The organism is Advenella kashmirensis WT001 (assembly GCF_000219915.2).
In the GTDB taxonomy this organism is placed as follows: Bacteria; Pseudomonadota; Gammaproteobacteria; order Burkholderiales; family Burkholderiaceae_B; genus Advenella; species Advenella kashmirensis.
Window position 1 is genome coordinate 2,588,894 of the sequence record NC_017964.1, and the last position, 17,337, is coordinate 2,606,230.

The 17,337-nt window shown below is 54.9% G+C and carries 14 protein-coding genes and 7 pseudogenes; 13 read left to right on the forward strand and 8 right to left on the reverse strand.

The features are described from left to right. Positions 1–87: 87 nt before the first annotated feature. The 5 genes and pseudogenes from TKWG_RS27150 to clpS form a co-directional block, all read right to left on the reverse strand. Entirely contained in the window at positions 88–690 is a 603-nt protein-coding gene (locus tag TKWG_RS27150) for a paraquat-inducible protein A (protein ID WP_407636927.1), read from the reverse strand. Positions 691–846: 156 nt separating this feature from the next. Beyond that, positions 847–1,364, reverse strand: a pseudogene (locus tag TKWG_RS27155) (paraquat-inducible protein A); the annotation flags it as partial. Positions 1,365–1,366: 2 nt separating this feature from the next. Continuing rightward, positions 1,367–1,549, reverse strand: a complete 183-nt coding sequence (locus TKWG_RS27160) for an ATP-dependent Clp protease ATP-binding protein ClpA (RefSeq protein ID WP_014751117.1) — start codon at positions 1,547–1,549, stop codon at positions 1,367–1,369. Next, the gene (gene clpA / locus TKWG_RS12165; RefSeq protein ID WP_014751118.1) at positions 1,537–3,666 is read right to left on the reverse strand and encodes an ATP-dependent Clp protease ATP-binding subunit ClpA; all 2,130 of its coding nucleotides are present in this window, start codon (positions 3,664–3,666) and stop codon (positions 1,537–1,539) included. The genes TKWG_RS27160 and clpA overlap by 13 nt, the downstream gene beginning before the upstream one ends. Positions 3,667–3,709: 43 nt before the next feature. Then, positions 3,710–4,018 (reverse strand): ATP-dependent Clp protease adapter ClpS, encoded by a 309-nt coding sequence (gene clpS / locus TKWG_RS12170; RefSeq protein ID WP_014751119.1) that lies wholly within the window; start codon positions 4,016–4,018, stop codon positions 3,710–3,712. A 238-nt stretch (positions 4,019–4,256) separates the two neighbouring features. Here clpS and TKWG_RS12175 point away from each other — a divergent pair, with 238 nt between their 5' ends. The 3 genes from TKWG_RS12175 (at position 4,257) to TKWG_RS12185 (ending at position 5,435) form a co-directional block, all read left to right on the forward strand. Further along, entirely contained in the window at positions 4,257–4,505 is a 249-nt protein-coding gene (locus tag TKWG_RS12175) for a cold-shock protein (RefSeq protein WP_014751120.1), read from the forward strand. 174 nt (positions 4,506–4,679) lie between these two features. Further along, positions 4,680–5,069 (forward strand): DUF192 domain-containing protein, encoded by a 390-nt coding sequence (locus tag TKWG_RS22575; RefSeq protein ID WP_171815161.1) that lies wholly within the window; start codon positions 4,680–4,682, stop codon positions 5,067–5,069. 9 nt (positions 5,070–5,078) lie between these two features. Then, positions 5,079–5,435, forward strand: a complete 357-nt coding sequence (locus TKWG_RS12185) for a hypothetical protein (RefSeq protein ID WP_014751122.1) — start codon at positions 5,079–5,081, stop codon at positions 5,433–5,435. A 90-nt stretch (positions 5,436–5,525) separates the two neighbouring features. Here the strand turns inward: TKWG_RS12185 and TKWG_RS12190 are convergent, their stop codons facing one another. Both TKWG_RS12190 and xseA read right to left on the reverse strand, forming a co-directional pair. Further along, on the reverse strand, positions 5,526–6,101 hold the full coding sequence (locus tag TKWG_RS12190; protein WP_014751123.1) for a superoxide dismutase: 576 nt from the start codon (positions 6,099–6,101) through the stop codon (positions 5,526–5,528). Positions 6,102–6,151: 50 nt separating this feature from the next. Next, positions 6,152–7,458: pseudogene (gene xseA / locus TKWG_RS12195) on the reverse strand (exodeoxyribonuclease VII large subunit). 667 nt (positions 7,459–8,125) lie between these two features. Between xseA and lpxK the strand changes: the two are divergent. The 8 genes and pseudogenes from lpxK to rpsT all read left to right on the forward strand — a co-directional run. Further along, positions 8,126–9,006: pseudogene (gene lpxK / locus TKWG_RS12205) on the forward strand (tetraacyldisaccharide 4'-kinase); the annotation flags it as partial. Between the two features lie 148 nt (positions 9,007–9,154). Further along, positions 9,155–9,226 (forward strand): annotated as a pseudogene (locus TKWG_RS26580) (Trm112 family protein); the annotation flags it as partial. 60 nt (positions 9,227–9,286) lie between these two features. Next, on the forward strand, positions 9,287–9,463 hold the full coding sequence (locus TKWG_RS24970) for a hypothetical protein (protein WP_238534457.1): 177 nt from the start codon (positions 9,287–9,289) through the stop codon (positions 9,461–9,463). Position 9,464: 1 nt separating this feature from the next. Then, a pseudogene (kdsB, locus tag TKWG_RS12215) lies at positions 9,465–10,252 on the forward strand (3-deoxy-manno-octulosonate cytidylyltransferase). Between the two features lie 65 nt (positions 10,253–10,317). Next, a complete protein-coding gene (adk, locus tag TKWG_RS12220) occupies positions 10,318–10,977 on the forward strand; it encodes an adenylate kinase (RefSeq protein ID WP_014751130.1) in 660 nt (219 codons plus the stop codon). 18 nt (positions 10,978–10,995) lie between these two features. Then, positions 10,996–11,752: pseudogene (locus TKWG_RS12225) on the forward strand (3-hydroxyacyl-CoA dehydrogenase). 82 nt (positions 11,753–11,834) lie between these two features. Beyond that, positions 11,835–13,445, forward strand: a pseudogene (gene murJ, locus TKWG_RS12230) (murein biosynthesis integral membrane protein MurJ). Positions 13,446–13,636: 191 nt separating this feature from the next. Then, positions 13,637–13,903 carry a 30S ribosomal protein S20 gene (gene rpsT, locus TKWG_RS12235; RefSeq protein WP_014751132.1) on the forward strand — a complete coding sequence of 89 codons (267 nt, stop codon included), beginning with the start codon at positions 13,637–13,639 and terminating at the stop codon, positions 13,901–13,903. 442 nt (positions 13,904–14,345) lie between these two features. On the opposite strand, the gene TKWG_RS24975 is transcribed toward rpsT, so the two are convergent. Further along, positions 14,346–14,645, reverse strand: a complete 300-nt coding sequence (locus tag TKWG_RS24975) for a DUF3579 domain-containing protein (protein ID WP_014751133.1) — start codon at positions 14,643–14,645, stop codon at positions 14,346–14,348. A gap of 282 nt (positions 14,646–14,927) precedes the next feature. Between TKWG_RS24975 and argF the strand changes: the two genes are divergently transcribed. Further along, positions 14,928–15,878, forward strand: coding sequence for an ornithine carbamoyltransferase (argF, locus tag TKWG_RS12245; protein WP_014751134.1), 951 nt, complete (start codon positions 14,928–14,930; stop codon positions 15,876–15,878). Between the two features lie 193 nt (positions 15,879–16,071). Then, positions 16,072–17,292: an argininosuccinate synthase gene (locus TKWG_RS12250; RefSeq protein ID WP_014751135.1), complete on the forward strand. Its 1,221-nt coding sequence runs from the start codon at positions 16,072–16,074 to the stop codon at positions 17,290–17,292. The last annotated feature ends 45 nt before the right edge of the window (positions 17,293–17,337 follow it).

Genomic DNA, 17,337 nt, shown 5'->3' on the forward strand with positions numbered 1-17,337 from the left:
GATGCTCCTGCCGGCAACTGGTTCAGTAAACTATGCATTCTATAGAATAAACGATGATCCGTTCCTGTTTGTTCGCCAATTAGGGGACTAAGAAAAGGTGGGTGCAGTGGCTGCCGGCTGATAGCCGGGCTGTTCGATATCGTCATCGACCTCATCCCAGCCCTTTCGAATGTCGAAATTCATTGTCGCAAGCATGGTAACGACCACAACCATACCAAAGGCAGCGGCGCCAATATCGGGCCTGACCGACATCAGTGAGCCGAAATCGACCAGCGACGTCAGCAGGATGACCACGAAGACGTCCAGCATGGACCATTGGCCAATCAGTTCCACGGTCTGATACATGCGCGTGTACCGCATCATCGTATCACGACGGCCCTGGGGCGAACGACCGATCAAAATGCCCAGAATGACAATTTTTGTCAGCGGCACCACAAAACTGGCGATAAATACGATCAGCGCCAGATCCCAGGACCCTAGATTCCACAATTCCAGAATGCCGCCCAGAATGGTATGGGAAGCGGTGCCGCCCAATACCGTGGTGTTAATCATGACAGGATAGAGATTGGCCGGAAAGTACAGAATAATAGCGGTAAGCAAAATGGCCAGCGTACGGGTTCTGTGCTCAGGTTTGCGAAAATGCACATGATTATGGCAGCGCTGACACTGCGCCTCTGGTTCCGCGCTCATGGTAATCTGGCCGCATATCTCGCAGTCCAGGGGGAACTGCTGCTGGTCGATGGTCACTGGTATGTTCTTGACGGCACCATCCTGTTCGGCCAGCAGCCAGATCCGTTCGGAATTGAGCTTGCTCAGACCGGTAAGCAAAAACGTGAGCGCCGCATAAGCCCACAAACCGGCCCCAGGCGTGAGCGAGGCCATATCGGCCAGTTTGACGATGGCCACGAGTGCACCCAGCATGAATACCGGAACCATGGCCCACGGTCGCACCAGATGCAGCCAGCGACTCAGCTGATTGAGCCCTGGCGCGCGCCGTCCCTTGCGCGAAAACGCCAGGAGCCAGGCCAGAATCAGGCATCCAGCAACGGCATCAGAAAGCCGGTGGCAAAGCACATGATGGCAACACTGGGATAACCGGCGCGCCACGTCGCAGCGACCGCTTCCAGAAAAGTGGAACTGCTTTTGAGCCCGACTGCCGTGATGGTGCCCACCGGCATAAAACTGGCAATGATAAAGGCGATGAGCGAGGCCAGGACAATTGCAAGCCAGGCCGAACTGTTAAGCACGCCCTGCGACCACAAGACCGTGCCGCAACGCACGCAAGAAGCGCGCTGGCCCGAGACCAGCGCGCTTCGTTCATGCAGTTGCCCGCAATGATGGCAGGCGATGTAATTGCCCGTCATACTCAGGAGACCAGCGCTTCTTCCTCAGAATCCTTTTTTTCCTTCGGATCGGAATCATTGAAAGTGAGCGTGACTTCGTCTTTGTCATCGATATCGACATAGACTGACCCGCCATTTGCCAGGCGGCCAAACAGCAGTTCGTCTGCCAGAGCACGGCGAATCACGTCCTGGATCAGCCGTTGCATGGGCGCGCGCCCATCAGCGGATCAAAGCCTTTTTTGGCCAGATGCTGCCGCAGACCATCGGTAAAAGTCGCCTCTACCCGTTTGGCCTGCAGCTGGTGCTCAAGCTCAATCAGGAATTTGTCCACCACGCGCATGATAATGTCTTCAGACAACGATGCAAACGGAATGATGGCATCCAGCCGGTTACGGAACTCCGGCGAGAACATCCGCTTGATTTCAGCCATCTCGTCGCCGCTCTGGCGACTGTCGGCAAAACCGATGGAACGACGGTTGAGCAATTCAGCTCCGGCATTGGTGGTCATGATAATGACAACGTTACGGAAGTCGGACTTGCGACCGTTGTTATCGGTAAGCACGCCGTGATCCATGACCTGCAGCAGGATATTGAAAATATCCGGATGGGCCTTTTCAATCTCGTCAAGCAGCAATACGCTGTGCGGCTGCTTATTGACCGCTTCGGTCAACAAGCCACCCTGATCAAAACCGACATAGCCCGGAGGCGCACCGATCAGGCGCGATACCGCGTGGCGCTCCATATATTCGGACATATCAAAGCGAATTAGTTCGACGCCAAGAATGAAGGCCAGCTGTTTAGCCACCTCGGTCTTGCCCACGCCCGTGGGACCGGAAAACAGGAAGGAACCAATCGGCTTATCGGGTTTGCCCAGGCCAGAGCGTGACATCTTGATCGCAGAGGCCAGTGCCGTAATGGCAGCATCCTGGCCAAAAACCACTGTTTTCAGGTCACGATCCAGCGTCGCCAGCTTATTACGGTCATCGGTGCTGACTGACTGCGGCGGAATCCGGGCCATTTTGGACACGACGTTTTCAATTTCGGCCTTGCCGATGACTTTTTTCTGCCGTGACTTAGGCAACAGCCGCTGCGCCGCGCCGCTCTCGTCCAGTACATCAATGGCTTTGTCCGGCAAATGCCGGTCATTGATATGTTTGGCAGACAGCTCTGCCGCCGCGGTAATGGCGGCCGCCGAATAACGAACGTGGTGGTGTTCTTCGAATTTGGACTTGAGACCGCGCAGGATAAGGATGGTCTGTTCAACCGTCGGCTCGCTGACGTCGATTTTCTGAAAGCGACGCGACAGCGCGTGATCTTTTTCGAAAATACCGCGATATTCCTTGTAGGTGGTCGCCCCCATGCAACGCAGCGCGCCCGAAGACAACGCCGGTTTAAGCAGGTTGGAAGCGTCCATGGTGCCGCCTGAGGCAGAACCGGCACCAATCAATGTGTGAATTTCGTCGATAAACAAGACCGCATCGGGCTGGCTGGCCAGTTGTTTGAGCACGGCTTTCAGACGCTGCTCGAAGTCGCCCCGGTATTTGGTGCCGGCCAGCAATGAACCCATGTCCAGTGCATAGACGCGGGCCTTGGACAGAATGTCAGGCACATTGCCCGTTGAGATACGCAGCGCGAGGCCTTCGGCAATCGCGGTTTTGCCTACGCCCGCCTCTCCGACCAGCAGGGGGTTGTTCTTGCGGCGCCGGCACAGAATTTGCACCACCCGCTCGATTTCACTGTCCCGCCCGATCAGCGGATCAATTTTGCCAGCCTTGGCCAGCGCATTCAAATCGGAAGCATACAGTGCGAGCGGCGATTTGTTCTCTTCGGATTCGCCGGCTTGCGGCTCGGCAGGCGCAGCACTTTCGTCTGGCGATGGCGCAGCAGACTTGGTGATACCGTGGGAGATATAGTTGACCACGTCCAGGCGTGTCACGTTCTGCTCTTGCAGATAGAACACGGCATGGGAATCTTTTTCACTGAAAATGGCAACCAGCACGTTGGCGCCGGTGGCCGGGCTTTTCGCATTGCCATTGGAGGAGACATGCATGATGGCCCGCTGGATAACGCGCTGAAAACCCAGGGTTGGCTGCGTATCTACTTCATCGGAGCCGCCCACGATCGGCGTATTGGCGTCAATAAAGGCGCGCAGCTTGCTGCGCAACTGTTCGATATCGGCGTCGCACGCGGCCAGTACCTCTCTGGCGGCCGCATTGTCCAGCAGTACCAGCAACAGGTGTTCGACGGTAATAAATTCGTGGCGTGCCGAACGCGCATCCACAAATGCCATATGAAGTGTCACTTCGAGTTCTTGAGAAATCACAATTTCCTCCGTCTAAACAACTGCCCTGGAAATGCCAGGACCATTACAAATCCACGGGTTCCATCACGCACTGCAAAGGGTGCTGATGAGAACGCGCGTACTGCGCAACCGTTGCCACCTTGGTGGCGGCAATATCTCTGGTATAAACGCCACACACTCCCTTGCCATCATGATGTACTTTTAACATGATCACCGTGGCTTCTTCTTCTGTTTTCGAAAAAATCTTTTGTAAAACCGAAACCACGAAGTCCATCGGGGTGTAATCGTCGTTTAGCAGTAACACCTGATACATGGGTGGGGGCGCCAATTTTGCCTTTTGCGCTTCAGTGACAATGCCTGACTGCTGAGCCATACCAAACCTGCTTAAGAAAGTCTTTATATTGATACTTTATACGATATTTCAAGTGGTGTTGTTTATGAACCCCAGAATTATCGGTAATTTCCACTATTGACTCACATAATTTTAATCCGCATCATTTATTTATACTGAAAAATAGTATCCACAAAGCTGTTTCAGTATCTTTTCGGCATATGGCGCGTCACCGGTCATTTGCCATGGGTTGGTAAAATCTTGAGCAGAGGCTGTAAGAATGTCAGAAACAACAGAAACATCAGTCCCGGAAGAAGGCGGTAACAAACAGACCGGGACCGTGAAATGGTTTAACGACGCCAAAGGATTCGGTTTCATTACACCCGATGGCGGCGGCGAAGACCTTTTTGCCCACTTTTCTTCCATCCAAATGAATGGATTCAAAACACTCAAAGAAGGTCAGCGCGTTACTTTCGAGATTGCACAAGGTCCAAAAGGGCAACAGGCACTTAATATAATGGCAGCATAGCCTGTATAATTACAGACTATGTCCATATCCCTGCCCGCATCAAGGTTCTTGCGGTTAGCGCTTATTGCGGGCTGCACCATCCTGGCAGGCCTATTGCTGGCCCCACGGATTGCTGTAGCCCGCGTTTCTGTTTCCGGGTCGTCTGTTTCCGGCACCTCCTCCGCAAATATCTCATTGCAGATCAACAACAACAAGATCACCGCTGAAGTGGCCGATACCGAGCCGTTGCGTGCCAAAGGGCTGATGCATCGCAAAACGCTGGCACGTGATCACGGGATGCTTTTTGTGTTTGTTGACGATCAGCCCCGCTGTTTCTGGATGAAAAACACCCTGATCCCCCTTTCCATCGCCTTCCTGGACAGGCACGGCACCATTGTCGCCATAGACGAAATGCAGCCGCATAGCGAAGTGCCGCATTGCTCCGGCGCAGATGCCCGCTACGCATTGGAGATGAACCGTGACTGGTTTCGTAGCCACCGCATCCGCGTCGGTGATAATATCAAGGCTGTCATACCGGACACCCTGCCCGCTGCAAAAGATGGCGTGCCGGCAACACTACAGTAAAGGTTATATATGAAAGGAATCAGGATCGCCCTGCTGGGAAGCTGCATAAGCTTGCTGGCTGGCTGCGCAGGCATAACCCTGCCCGAATATCAAAAACCGGCTATTGAACGAAATTCCGATGTTCAACCCAAACAACTGGCCAATTGCATTATCAACGGCTGGAAAGGCCCCTATCCAGCGGCCCACTTGACAGAGTCCGATGCCGACTATTATTTTGGCGGCATTCCAGGACCGAATGACCCAAAAGCAAAAATCAGCGTTACGCCACGCTCTCTTGATTCCAATGCCGGGTCGCGCGTGACCCTGCGAGTGGCTCCCGATACATCTGCAGATATCGTCACGATTGTCGAGCAATGCATGCGTTGATGCGCAATGCGCCGCAGCCCAAAAAAAACCGCCAGGCATACACTGCACTGGCGGTTTTTTCATGCGGGGATAAATCCCTGCCTGGCGTTATCAACCCAGATTTTTGCTGGCAAAATCCCAGTTAGCCAGTTTCCAGAAAGATTCCAGATATTTGGGGCGCGCGTTACGATAGTCAATATAGTAAGCGTGCTCCCAGACATCACAGGTCAGCAGCGGAACGTCGTCTGTGGTCAACGGTGTTTTGGCATTGCTGGTATTGACGATATCGAGCGAACCGTCGGTTTTTTTCACCAGCCAGGTCCAGCCTGAACCAAAGTTGCCTGCTGCAGCTTTGTTGAATTCTTCTTTGAATTTATCAACACTGCCCCATTTTTTGTTGATGCCTTCGAGCACGGCGCCTGCCGGTTCGCTGCCACCAGGTGTCAGGCTGTTCCAGTAGAAAGTGTGATTCCAGATCTGCGCTGCCTGATTGAACATCACGCCATCAGATTTTTTCACGATCTCTTCCAGGCTGGCGTTTTCGAATTCTGTACCAGGGATCAGTTCGTTCAGCTTGTCAACATAGGCCTTATGATGTTTGCCATAGTGGTATTCGAGCGTTTCTTTAGAAATTGTGGGAGCAAGTGCATCCATTTCATAGGGAAGTGGAGGTAAGCTGTGTGCCATGTAGATCTCCTTGTCAAAGTGAAAAAGGTCCTCTGATGATACCTTAAATTCTAGCTGCGATTGGGAATGACCCTGACTTGCTGCGTACCTTTCTCCAGTTCCACCTTCAGGGTCTGTCCATCGTGCAGCGCGCCAGGGTCGCGCTGTACATGCCCTGCTTCATCATAGACGATGGCATAGCCACGTCCCAGCACGGCACGCGGATTTATAGTTTCAAATTGTGTATGGGTGCGCTCGAACCGGCGCTGCGTCTGGCTGATGACGCGATCTGTCGCGCGATCCAGGCGTGCCAGCAACGTTGCAACCCGGTTCCGTGCTTGCGTCACCTGGGGTGCGGTATGTTCCAGCGCCTGAGTCAGCATGGCGACCCGATTCCTTTTATGAGTCAAGCCGGTCCGCAATTGGCTATCAAGTTGCCTGACCGCATGCACAACTCGCACCCGATCGGCACGGATTTTCTGCGCCGGCGACACCAGCCGTCCCGTCAGGCGATCCAGCCGCAAACTGTAATGTTCCAGCATACGCTGCTGATGTCGCGACAGCCTGCTGGTCAATCCGGCAATATCATTCAGTATGTCCTGCCGGGGCCGGCAGACCTGCTCGGCGGCGGCCGTTGGTGTAGGTGCACGCAGGTCTGCGACAAAGTCGGCGATCGTAAAGTCGGTTTCATGCCCTACGCCCGACACGATCGGAATCCGGCTGGCCGCAATCAATCGGGCCAGCGCTTCATCGTTGAAACTCCACAGGTCTTCCATACTGCCACCCCCGCGAACCAGCAGCAAGACGTCTACTTCATTGCGCATCTGGGCCTGCGCCAGGGCACTCATGATTTCGGTGGCGGCATCCCTGCCTGTACCGTGGTCGGATAGATGACGATGCTTACATGCGGTGCCCGGCGCGTGAGCGCGCTGAGCACATCCTGCAAGGCCGCCGCTCCAAGCGAAGTAATGACGCCGACGCGACGGGCAAATGCCGGTAACGGACGTTTGCGTGACGCATCCAGCAGACCCTCTTGCTGAAGGCGGGCACGAATGGCCAGGAATTGTTCATACAAATTGCCCTGTCCCGCCCGACGCATCGATTCGACCTGCAACTGATAATCGCCACGAGGCTCGTACAACGTCACGCGTGCACGTACGTCAATCCGGTCCCCCGAGGCAGGGACAAAATCAAGCTGCGCGGTCTTGCCGCGAAACATCACGGCACGTACCGAGGCGCGATCGTCCTTGAGGGTGAAATACCAGTGACCGGAGGAAGCCCGGACAAAATTGGAAATCTCGCCCGTAACCCATAACGTGGGTACGCCTTCTTCAAGCAGTCGACCGACGCGCCGGTTCAGTTGAGCGACCGATAACATTTTTTCGCTTGACAAGACGTCGTAATTTTCCTGATTTTCCAAAATTCCAATTCCAAACTGTCCACATAATTTAAAAATCAAGTGCCTGGGCTTTTTTTCGGCGCATTACAATGGCTTCCTGACTTGATTTCTCAGAAATATCTCATATCTTGTTGAATTTAAAGAAAAATAAATATTTCAATTAAATTGCACAATGATTAAGCAAACAAGCCCGGCACTTGTGTAGATACGCCATTACAGCATCTTATTCACAGAATTATCCACAGAAAATGTGAGTAGTTACATTTGCCATTTTTGGCGCCACGACTTGACATTTATTTTGTGCATTGCATGATTTGCCCGTCGCTCTCTAAACCAGCGATTTGTGCAATCGGGCATCGGTGCAAATGCCGGCCAGCTCAAAAAACGCTGTCCCGATTTGATGCGATAATAGTCATGATATCCGGCGATATCGATAGCGATGGGCGCGATGGGCGCGATAGGTCCGGGTGACCATCGTTGCGTCGCTGGTTCATGAAGTCCTTTTCCGGCACAAGAAACAAGTACACTGGCCGTTTCCGATTTTACCGGACGCCAGTCACCATACCCGACCATGGTACAGAAAAAAAAATCCACCCTGACCGACACCCTGCTGCGCCAATGGCAAAGCGGCGGATGGCTGTCTAACATGCTGCTGCCGCTGTCGTGGGTCACGCGCCTGGCCGTAGCCATCCGCAAGGGCCTCTACAGGTACGGCCTGAAAAAACCGAAACGCCTGCCGGTCCCGGTCATCGTCGTAGGCAATATTTTTGTTGGCGGCACCGGTAAAACCCCATTTGTTCTGAGCCTGATCGCTGCGTTGCGGCAACGCGGCTGGCGCCCCGGCGTAGTCAGTCGCGGCTATGGCGTTGCCGTTGGTCCCGAGCCTCGCCATGGCCACGGCACCCAGGTCGAGGCCGCTTACCTGGGAGATGAGCCCGCCATGCTTGCACGCGTGCGCCCGTCGCGATACACCCGGACCGGGCGCGGGCTGCGCACTGCCTGTTGCAACAGTATCCGGACACCACGGTCATCATCGCCGACGATGGCCTGCAACACCTTGCCCTCGGGCGCGATATCGAAATCGCGGTGCAGGACAGCCGCGGCATCGGCAATGGCCGCCTGTTGCCTGCCGGTCCCTTGCGCGAACCGGCTACCAGACTGGCATCAGTTGATTATCTGATCATCAATACCCCTGCAGATGAGCCCGTTGCAGAGCCGGCGCCAGATACCCCTGACCCAGGCCAGCCGCGCAAGCCGCAGCAGGTGAACATGCAATTGCACCCAACCTGCATGGTGCATTTGCGCTCCGGTCGGAGCATGCCGGCGGCGCAATGGGTGACAGAGCACCTGGGACAGCGCATTGCTGCCATTGCAGGCATCGGTCATCCGCCACGATTTTTCCGGACTCTGGCCCATGCGGGTATCGGCGCGCAGCAAACCATCGCCTTCCCCGATCATCACGCCTATTCGGTGTCCGAGATTCGCGCCATTGATGCCGACGTGATTCTGATGACAGCAAAAGACGCGGCCAAATGCCAGGCCATGCAGGACGAGCGCCTGTGGAGCATGGAAGTCGCCCTCGGTTTTCCGATGCAGTTTTTTTTGACCGAATCGCCGAACAACTCAAATCATTACCGGTATACTGATCCATTCAATCGATTACACCACACTTACTATGGACACGCATTTTCTCAAGCTCCTCGTCTGCCCGCTGTGCAACAGCCCGCTGCGCCATGATCAGAGTGAGCAGGAACTGATCTGTCAGTACGACCAACTGGCCTACCCCATCCGAAACGGTATACCCATCATGCTCAAGGAAGAGGCCCGCGCGCTCAGTCAGAATCACGACTCATCGGCAACAGGTGCTCGTCCCCAGGACAGTCGTCCGAGCGAGTCCGCCGCAGACCCGACGCCAAAACCAACCGACAGCAAGACAACGGGATCCGGCCAATCCGGCTCCGCCACACCCGGCGCCACAGATTAATATGACAGGCTTTATTGTCGTTGTGCCGGCGCGCGCCGCCTCTACCCGGCTGCCCGGTAAAATGCTGGCCGACATCGGCGGGCTGCCCATGGTCGTGCGTACGGCCCAGCAGGCAGCACGCTCTGCGGCCAGCCAGGTTTATATCGCCACAGATGACCCGCACATTGCCAATGTCGTGCGCCATCACGGCTTCACGCCTTTGCTCACCCGAGCCGATCACCCTTCTGGCACCGACAGGCTGGCCGAAGTCGTTGCCCAGCTGGCGCTGCCCGATGATCAGGTCATCGTTAACGTTCAGGGCGATGAACCCATGATCGAACCGGACATCATCAATCTGACAGCCGGCGATCTGCAGGCGCACAGCGCAGCCGCCATATCAACCTGCGCCTATCCGCTGGCTGACCGGCAGGATTTTTTCAATCCGAATATTGTCAAGGTCGTTTGCTCCTCTGACCAATACGCGCTGTATTTTTCCCGGGCGCCATTCCGTGGGCACGCAACCATTTTGCTGCCGGTAACGGCGATTTCGGGACCGTACCGTCAGAGCTGCCTACAGGTTTTCCCGCATTGCATCATATTGGCTTATACGCTTATCGTAGCGGGTTCCTGAAAATTTTTCCGTCCCTCAGTCAGGGGGCGCTGGAAACCTTCGAGTCACTCGAACAGCTCCGGGCACTGGAGCACGGCTTTCGCATTCATGTGCTGGTGACCGCCAGCGCACCCATGCCGGGCGTCGATACACAGGAAGATCTCGATCGAGTTCGCGGTTTTTACCGCAACTCGGTTTAATTTTGCAATGCATCATATAAAATAGCATTCCGTCAGTAACACATAACAACATCCAGGAGGGATCCATGCGTCTCATTTTGTTAGGGCCACCAGGCGCAGGCAAAGGCACTCAGGCAACTTTTATCACCCGGAAATACGGTATTCCGCAAATTTCCACGGGCGACATGTTGCGTGCAGCGGTCAAAGCCCAAACTCCTGTCGGCCTCGAGGCGAAACAAGTGATGGATAATGGCGGACTGGTGTCCGACGACATTATCATCCGGCTGGTCAAGGACCGCCTGCTTGAAGATGACTGCAAAAAAGGTTACCTGTTTGATGGTTTTCCACGCACGATTCCACAAGCTGATGCATTGAAAAATGCCGATATCGGCCTGGACTACGTCATTGAGATTGATGTTCCCGAAGAGGACATCATCGAGCGCATGAGCGGGCGTCGCGTGCACCCCGCCAGCGGACGCACCTATCATTTGCGGTTCAATCCGCCTAAAGTGGAAGGCAAGGACGACCTGACCGGCGAAACACTGGTGCAGCGCGACGATGACCAGGAAGAAACTGTCAGAAAACGTCTGGAAGTGTATCGCAACCAGACGCGCCCCCTGGTCAAGTACTACTCCGACTGGGCTGCACAGAAAGATCCCAAAGCGCCGCAATATGTCCATATTTCAGGGGTCGGCAAGGTAGAAGAAATTACCCGCCGTATCGAACAAGCGTTGAGTCAATCTTAATCTCGCGAGGAAAGCAAAGTGGAAATCAGGGATAAAGTTTTTATCGTTACCGGTGGCGCATCGGGCCTGGGCGCTGGCACGGCCAGAATGCTGGTCGAACAGGGTGCGCGGGTAATTATTGCCGATGTTCAGGATGAGCCAGGCCAGCAGCTTGCCAGCGAACTGAACCAGCAATATGTGCATTGCGACGTGACCCGTGAAGAAGACGGCAACGCTGTCGTGAACGCCGCCACCGCTGCCGGAAAACTGGTGGGTCTGGTCAACTGCGCGGGCATCGCACCGGCCTCGCGCACGGTTGGCAAAACCGGCGCACACCCCCTTGATCTTTTCCAGAAAGTTATTGCTGTTAACCTGATCGGTTCCTTCAATATGTTACGCCTGGCCGCAAGCGCCATGAACAGCAACGAGCCGGAACCACAGGGGAACGCGGCGTCATCATCAACACGGCATCGGTGGCCGCCTATGAAGGCAGATCGGCCAGGCCGCCTATTCGGCCTCAAAAGCCGGCGTCGTCGGCATGACTTTACCCGTTGCCCGCGATCTGGCCCGCTCCGGCATCCGCTGCAACACCATCGCACCCGGTATTTTCGGCACGCCCATGATTTTTGGCATGCCTCAGGAAGTACAGGACTCGCTGGCGGCCAACATCCCGTTCCCGTCACGCCTGGGAACACCACAGGATTACGCCAAGCTGGTCTATAGCATCATCACCAACGAAATGATCAACGGTGAGACCATTCGACTTGACGGCGCCATCCGGCTTGCGCCAAAATAATTTTTACTGTCATCCCGATCACAGGCACGTGAGTTCGCCAAAGGCGTAATATTCACGTGCCTTGTTTTTTTCTGACAAATCCATGAGCCTTTTACGGTCTGCCGCCACCATCAGCGGCCTCACCCTGCTATCGCGCATTTCGGGCCTGGCCCGCGATATCCTGGTTGCCAGAACGTTCGGCGCCAGCCCGCTGACCGACGCGTTCTGGGTCGCATTCCGGATTCCCAATCTGCTGCGTCGCCTGTTCGCGGAAGGCGCTTTCTCCCAGGCGTTCGTGCCGATTCTTGGCGAAGCCGCAATCGGCACGACCAGGACAAGGTCAAGGTACTGCTGGATCATGTCTTTATCGTCCTGCTTTATGCGCTGATGCTGATCACCATCCTGGGCATTATCGCTGCGCCATGGGTGGTTACCGCGATGGCTACCGGGATGTCCCACGCCTCCACGGATACCGCTTTTGAATCAGCCGTATGGATGACACGGGTAATGTTCCCGTACATCCTGTGCATGTCGCTGGTCGCCTTTGCCTCTGCTGTGCTCAACACCTGGAGCCGGTTCGCCATCCCGGCGTTCACGCCTATCCTGCTGAATCTGTCGATGATTCTGGCCTGCGTACTGTTTACGGATCTGTTTGCCACACCCGTATACGCCCTGGCTGTCGGCGTCATGCTTGGCGGTGTCGCCCAACTGGTCATGCAATGGGTGGCGCTGGCACGGCTGGGCTGATCCCCCGGTTTTCATTGAATGTCAGAAAAGCCTGGGCCGATCCGCTGGTGCGCAGGATCATCCGCCAGATGGGTCCGGCAACACTGGGGGTGTCTGTCGCCCAGATTTCCATTCTGATCAACACCAATATCGCGACCTGGCTGCCTGCCGGCAGCGTCACATGGCTCTCATTTGCCGACCGGCTGATGGAGTTTCCCACCGCCCTGCTGGGGGTTGCGCTGGGAACAGTGCTGCTGCCCAGCCTGTCAGCCGCACATAGCAAACAAGATACGCAAGCCTATAGCCATTTGCTCGATTGGGGCCTGAAACTGGTGCTGCTGCTCGGTTTACCGGCTGCCTGGGGCTGGCGCTAGCTTCGGACGCCCTGGTCGCCACCCTGTTCAACTACGGGGCTTTCAATGCCGCCGACGTGCAGCAAACTCGCCTGTCGGTCATGGCGTATGCGGTCGGACTGATCGGTATTCTGGCCGTCAAGATCCTGGCGCCCGGTTTCTACGCCAAACAGGACATTCGGACACCGGTAAAAATCGCCATTGGCGTCCTTATTTTTACCCAAATCATGAATCTGATTTTTGTCCCGTTCATTCACCACGCCGGCCTTGCACTGTCCATCGGGCTTGGTGCGACAGTGAACGCACTGTGTCTGCTGGTGGGACTGCGCCGCAAAAATATCTACCAGCCTCGCGCAGGATGGCTGGTGTTTTTTGCAAGACTGGCGCCTGCCGTGCTCGCATTGGCCTTGTGGATTCTGTTTTTGCAGCAGTATATGAGCTGGACCGTCCTGACCCCGGGCACCATCAACACCTGGATCAACGGCGCATTGGAGCAACTGTTGCCGGCGCATGTAACCTTTACCCTGTCGCGCCTGCTCACATTGCTTACCCTGCTGGTTTCCTGCGGGTTGGTCTACTTTGCTGCGCTGTTTCTGGTTGGGTTTCGACCGGCCGATTTTACGCGCCGTCGCTAGCCGCAACTATGCCCGTACCTGCAACGGCACCTGGGATTACGAGGCCGCCAGTGCGGGATAGCTGTTGTCCTGAGCGCACAAATCTGTAAAAATACGGCGTAAACCGGTGTTTTTGCACAGATTTCTTGCATAACACGATGAATATGCTAAACTACCAGACTTTGCTGAATTAACTTAATTAAAGAACTACCATGGCCAATACTGCACAAGCACGCAAACGTGCACGTCAATCCGTTGCTCGTAACAAACACAACTCCAGCCTGCGCTCACTGCTGCGCACGTCTGTCAAACGCGTACGTCAGGCAATTGATGCCGGCGACCAGACTGCCGCAAACGAAGTGTTTGCCAAGGCAACCAGCGTTATTGATCGCGTAGCTGACAAAAAAATCATCCATAAAAACAAAGCTGCTCGTCACAAAAGCCGCCTGTCTGCCGCAATCCGCGCAATCAGCGCCTGATCTGCATCTCTGGCAGTACCTTGCCGGGGCAGGATAAGCGATAGCGCGCACCAAGCCGCATCGCCTCAAATACCGGCAAGCTTCACGGTTTGCGTCAATGGTAAGCATAAAGCGTGGCTTTGAGCCGCGCTTTATGCTTTGTCGGCCTTTGCCGGCCGATATACCGATGTACCCCCACGCCCCTTCCAGGCAATCCCTTCCCTATTGAGTTGAGCCGCGCTTTCTTCCCAGCAGCCGCCACGACAGCTTATCCACGCCTGCCGATAGTTGCTGGGCGCATGACTGGCCACTCCGGTAACCACATCCCACCAACGGCGGGCTACACGCACGCAGCCACACCCGAATCGACAAAACAGGTCAAATGACAAGAACGGATTTGAAAATCGTGGCGTAAAAAGCCGCAAGTAAAAGTCCGGAAGTAAAAGGGAAAGGCCGAAAAAAATCAGCGTGTCCGTTCGGACGTTTTGAGTTTGTTATCTTTGGCAAAGTCTGCAACAAATTTCCAGGCCAGGGGCTCAAGTTCGCGCAGACGAAAGTCAACAATCACACATTTGACGCCATCAATGATATTGGGCACAACATAGGGCGAATAGGTGATGTGATTGCCCGGGCCAACATTGCCACCGGGACGAAAATGCGACATCACGCCGGCGAGCCTTTCCGCCCAGTCGCTCGGGCGAAAGCGCTGGCCTTCTTCGGTCACTCCGTGGATAATTAATTGTTGCACTTCAATTATCTTCAAGAAAAAGTCTCTTGCGATAAAAACCGTCAGAGAACAAAGATATACTAAAGACAGAATTGTATATGATAGCGTCTGGCGACACCGGCAATTTGCCGGGTTATATGAAAGAAACAACAGATATATCCCGGTGCCGGAACACGCCCATTCCCTCTCAAGACAAGCGCCTGGCGCCTCCTCGCGGAGTGTTGCCGGAAGCTGTTTTTTTTCCGATTTCATACTGTTTTTCTGTTTCGTACTACTTACCTGTTTATTTGTTTACGTTAGCGACTGAATCATCCTGCCATGACAACCTTGCAATCGACCGGCCCGATGCGGCATTTCCTGCAGATCAAAGACTTTACTTCTGACGAACTTCTCTACGTGCTCAATCGCGCGCTGATCATCAAAAGCAAATTCAAGCGATACGAGCCGCACATGCCGCTACATGACCGCACGCTGGCGATGGTTTTTGAAAAAGCCAGCACCCGCACCCGTGTCTCGTTTGAGGCAGGCATGTACCAAATGGGCGGCTCGGTGATTCACCTGACCACCACCGATTCGCAACTGGGCCGCGCCGAACCGATAGAAGATACTGCGCGCGTAATTTCCCGGATGGTCGACATCATCATGATCCGTACCTTTGAACAGACGCGTATCGAGCGCTTTGCCGCCCACTCGCGCGTGCCGGTCATCAATGGGCTGACCAACGAATTTCATCCCTGCCAGATCCTGGCCGATATCCTGACTTATATGGAGCATCGCGGCGCCATCAAGGGCAAAACCGTTGCCTGGATTGGTGACGCCAACAATATGGCCTATACCTGGATACAGGCGGCCCAATTGCTGGGTTTCAAGATGCATGTCTCTGCCCCCAAAGGTTACCGCCTGGAAGAGGACCGGATTGCCGGGGTATCCAGCGATGTGCTGGAACAGTTTGACGACCCGGCCGCAGCATGCCGCGGTGCCAGCCTGGTCACCACCGATGTGTGGACCAGCATGGGTTACGAAGAAGAAAACGAAAAACGCAAACGCGCGTTCAAAAACTGGCAGGTCAACAGCCAGGTCATGCAGGCTGCGCAAGCGGACGCATTGTTTATGCATTGCCTGCCTGCGCACCGTGGCGAAGAAGTCACCGGCGAGGTGATTGACGGCCCGCAAAGTGTTGTCTGGGACGAAGCGGAAAATCGTCTGCATGCGCAGAAGGCCTTGATGGAATTTCTGCTGCTCGGACGATTGCCCGACGTACAAGCGTAAGACTGTCAGCAATCATGAAACGCGCTAAAATACCGTCTATGCGTCGCACCTGAACACGCGCCGCTGCAACAGTTTCATGGCCATATCTGCCACAAACCCTGATGCAGCGTCGCGCGCTGCCGGACATCCGGTGGTCCGCCTCAGCCCGACAACCCCGCTATTTCTAACAACCTGCTAAATATACGAGTTCCTAATGAGCGAAGTCAAAAAAGTTGTTCTCGCCTACTCCGGCGGTCTTGATACCTCAGTCATTCTGAAGTGGCTGCAAGACACCTATCAGTGTGAAGTCATTACGTTTACCGCCGATATCGGACAGGGCGAGGAGCTCGAGCCGGCACGCCGCAAGGCTGAAAAATTCGGCATCAAGCCCGAGAACATTTTCATTGACGACTTGCGCGAAGAATTCGTGCGTGATTTCGTTTTCCCCATGTTTCGCGCCAATGCAGTATACGAAGGCGAATATCTGCTGGGCACCTCTATTGCCCGTCCGCTGATTGCCAAGCGCCAGATTGAAATTGCCAATCAGGTGGGTGCTGATTCCGTATCACATGGCGCAACCGGCAAAGGTAACGACCAGGTTCGTTTCGAACTGGGCTATTACGCGTTGAACCCCGCCATCAAGGTTATTGCGCCATGGCGTGAATGGGACCTGCTGTCGCGCGAAAAACTGCTGTCCTACGCTGAAAAAGCAGGCATCGAAATCGATATGAAACACAAGAATGGGGGCGCACCTTATTCCATGGATGCCAATCTGCTGCATATCAGCTTCGAAGGCCGTCACCTGGAAGACCCCAAGGCCGAAGCCGAAGAAAGCATGTGGCGCTGGACGGTCTCCCCGGAACAGGCACCCGATACTCCTGAATATGTAGATCTGGAATATGAACGTGGCGATATCGTCGGCATCAACGGCGAAAAGCTCACACCGGCCCAGGTGCTGACCAAACTGAACGAACTGGGCGGCAAACATGGCATCGGACGTCTTGACCTGGTCGAAAACCGCTATGTCGGTATGAAATCCCGCGGATGCTACGAAACACCGGGCGGCACCATCATGCTGCGCGGACATCGCGCCATCGAATCCATTACCCTTGACCGCGAAGTTGCCCACCTGAAAGACGACCTGATGCCTCGCTATGCAGCGCTGATCTATAACGGGTACTGGTGGTCTCCGGAGCGCAAGGCGCTGCAGGTGCTGATTGATCATTCACAACAGTTCGTCAACGGCTGGGTGCGCCTGAAACTGTACAAAGGCAATGTTTACACCGTCTCCCGTGATTCCAAAGACACCCTGTTTGACAAAACCATTGCCACTTTTGATGATGACGGCGGTGCGTACAACCAGGCCGACGCCGGCGGATTCATCAAGCTGAACGCACTGCGTATGCGCATTGAAACCACAGCCGGTCGTAAATAAATTTTTGCGCACGTCCATAAACAGACCGCCGGCGTGACCGGCGGT